We start from the raw sequence: 2,255 nt of genomic DNA on the forward strand, positions 1-2,255 counted from the left end.
GGGCGTGGGCCAGCGAATCGAACCGTTCGGGATAGTCCGACATGTACTTCGTGGTCTTGAACTGGGCCTCGCTGTAAGGGTTGTCGTTGGAGACCCTCGGTCTGGAGTGCGAGCGTGTCACGCCCAGGTCGATCAGTAGCTGGGAGACCTTCTTCGACGTCATCGAGGTGCCGCGGTCCGCGTGCACGGTCTGGGGCACGATGCCGTTGCGGGCGACGCTCTCGCGGATCAGCTCCTCGGCCCGCACAGCTGATTCGGCTCGCTCGACGGTGTGGCCGACGATGTACCGGCTGAAGATGTCGATGATCACGTAGGCGTGATACCAGACGCCCTTGACCGGTCCGGCCGCCTTGGTGATGTCCCAGGTGAACACCTGCGAGGGCCCGGTGGCGACCAGTTCGGGCACCGCCTTGGTCGGATGGGTGGCCTGCCGCCGGCGCTCACCGGACTGATCCTGCTCGCGCAGGATCCGGTACATCGTCGAGACGGAGCAGTGATAGCGCCCGGCGTCCAGCTCGCGGGCCCAGATCTGCGCGGGCGCCAGCTCGGCGTACTCGTCGCCGTTCATCAACTCCAGGACCGCAGAGCGCTCTTCGGCCGTCAGGGCCGACGGCTGCACCTGCGGGGCACGTGTTCTGCGTGGTGGTGCCGGCCGGAGCCGGCGGTAGTGCGTGGCGCGGGAGCGGCCGGTCAGCCGACAGGCGGCCGTAATGCCCAGCTGAGCCTCGACGTCGGTGAACGCCTCGTCCACGACAGGGCCGACGGCAGGCTTCAGTCCGCGCTCTCGGAGATCATTTCCAAGAGCGCAGAGGCTTTTCCCATCACCTCGAGTGCGGCCTTGTTCCGGGCCAGGTCCTTCTGCAACCGCTCCACCTGCTGTCGCAGCTTTTCGTTCTCCACCTCCGCGGCGGACTTCTTCGCGCGGGCCGGGCTGGTCCGGCGGTCGACCAGGTTTTCCAGGGCTCCGGCATCCCGGGCGGCCCGCCACTCCTTGACATGCGAGTGGTAGAGCCGTTCCCGGCGCAGCACCGCACCCTTCTCGTTCCTGGGCGCAGCGTCGTACTCGGCGACGATCCGCATTTTGTACTCCGAGGTGAAAGTGCGGCGCTTCGGCCTCGGCGCCGGATCGGACCCGACGGGCTCTGTGCTGGGCATAAGGGGCGGTTCTCCTGTCGTGCCCTCTCAGGCTAACCCCGCAGAACGGGATGTCTCACCCAAGGCTGACAGAGAGGGCGTGAAGTACAGACCTCCGGCCGTCCGGTCGTCCACGTGGCCCGGGACCTCGGTATTCACAAGGAAGCCTGGCGCCCGTGGGTCCACCAGGCCGGGGCCGACCAGGGCAGCCGACCCGATCTGCTCACCTCTGCGGAGCGAGCGGAGCTCGTACATCAAGTCGCTCCTGGTCTTGCAACTCCCGTAGGTCGACGGCGAAGTCGATTTCATCGCCAGCACATCGGCAGTCGGCCAGAGCCGTAGGTCCGGGCACTCGGCATCTGCCGGGCGGGCCAGCGCGGCCTCCGCCCGGGGCACCGGAAGCACCGTCTCGCTTTTGGAGTACTGGCACTTCCAGCCCCTGGTCAGCAATTGCCAGGTCGGCGTCTCGCTTCACCTCGCGTCCGACCGCGCCTCTTCGGCGGTCAACTGGCGACTGTTCCTGCCCCAGACATGGGATCCCGCGTTCGCGAAGGCCGATGCAGGCAAGGTCGCCCGGCGTGCCGCCTGCGGGATCCCCGACGACGTCGGCATGTGGAGAAGTGGCAGCTGGCCCTGGACATGGTCGATGAGAGCCGCTCTTGGGGGATCGAGGTGCCGCTGGCTATCGCGGACGCCGGATACGGCGACGCTGCCGCGTTTCGCCACGGACTGCAGGCCCGCGGCCTGAACTACGTGGTGGGGATCTCCACCACGCTGTCGGCTCAGCCCGCCGGCGCGGTGCCGGTGGCCGAGCCGTACTCCGGGACCGGACGTCCGCCGGTGGCCAAGTATCCCGACAAGCCACGGTCGGTGAAGGAGTTGGTCATCGCGGCGGGGCGGAAGGCGGCCAGGCCGGTGCAGTGGCGGGAGGGCTCCCGGCCCGGCACCGGCCGCTCCGGTCGCAAGCGGATGTACTCCCGCTTCGTGGCCTTGCGGGTCCGGTCTGCCATCGACCTCGCTTCGCGGCGTCTGGCCGGCTGGGCGATCGCCGACCACATGCGCGCGGATCTCGTGACCGACGCCCTGGCCGCGGCGATCCGCACCCGCGGCAGCCTCGCCGG

2 protein-coding genes and 3 pseudogenes are annotated in these 2,255 nt (G+C 68.7%); 2 read left to right on the forward strand and 3 right to left on the reverse strand.

What is annotated here, in order from left to right; genetic code table 11:
• Together ACIA8E_RS41810 and ACIA8E_RS41815 are read right to left on the reverse strand one after the other, a co-directional pair.
• On the reverse strand, nt 1-751 hold a 751-nt coding region (locus ACIA8E_RS41810), incomplete at its 3' end, for a transposase (RefSeq protein WP_399307334.1).
• 20 nt (nt 752-771) lie between these two features.
• Complete coding sequence (locus ACIA8E_RS41815; RefSeq protein ID WP_266745039.1) at nt 772-1,155, reverse strand: hypothetical protein; 384 nt, start codon at nt 1,153-1,155, stop codon at nt 772-774.
• 93 nt (nt 1,156-1,248) lie between these two features.
• Between ACIA8E_RS41815 and ACIA8E_RS41820 the strand changes: the two are divergent.
• Nucleotides 1,249-1,344 (forward strand): annotated as a pseudogene (locus tag ACIA8E_RS41820) (hypothetical protein); the annotation flags it as partial.
• Nucleotides 1,345-1,384: 40 nt separating this feature from the next.
• Here ACIA8E_RS41820 and ACIA8E_RS41825 read toward each other — a convergent pair.
• A pseudogene (locus tag ACIA8E_RS41825) lies at nt 1,385-1,575 on the reverse strand (hypothetical protein); the annotation flags it as partial.
• On the opposite strand from ACIA8E_RS41825, the pseudogene ACIA8E_RS41830 reads away from it, so the two are divergent.
• Nucleotides 1,550-2,016: pseudogene (locus ACIA8E_RS41830) on the forward strand (transposase); the annotation flags it as partial. The pseudogenes ACIA8E_RS41825 and ACIA8E_RS41830 overlap by 26 nt on opposite strands.
• Nucleotides 2,017-2,255 lie beyond the last annotated feature (239 nt).

Source organism: Streptomyces sp. NPDC051664, from assembly GCF_044453545.1.
GTDB lineage: Bacteria > Actinomycetota > Actinomycetes > Streptomycetales > Streptomycetaceae > Streptomyces.